Annotated in this window: 1 pseudogene; it reads right to left on the reverse strand. The window is 50.3% G+C overall.

The features are described from left to right. Window positions 1-314: pseudogene (locus tag DWX32_RS20420) on the reverse strand (MobQ family relaxase); the annotation flags it as partial.

The following is a 314-nucleotide window of genomic DNA, read 5'->3' on the forward strand; positions in this document are numbered from 1 at the left end:
TTCTCATACCGGGCAACCTCCGGGTGTTCCTGTTTGAATTTCTCCTTTGTTTTCTTGAAAAATATCTTCTGGTACTTCTCATAGACAGGCTTACATTCCTTGCAGTCTGTCCGGCTGGCAAGAATCCCGTCAATCACTTTGCTGCGGGCTTCCTTTGGCTTCATCTGATTGCGGTAATCTGCGGCTGATTTCCCGGAAGATTCCAGAAACGCTTCTAAGTCCTCCACAGTGGAAAGCCCCTTTTGCCGGAGATAGGACAGGGCTTCGCTGACTGCCTTTAAGTCCTGTGAAGTCCCCCGGTTCTGTCCAGCCCT

Origin of the sequence: Blautia sp. AF19-13LB, assembly GCF_003479105.1 — a bacterium.
Taxonomy (GTDB): domain Bacteria; phylum Bacillota; class Clostridia; order Lachnospirales; family Lachnospiraceae; genus Fusicatenibacter; species Fusicatenibacter saccharivorans.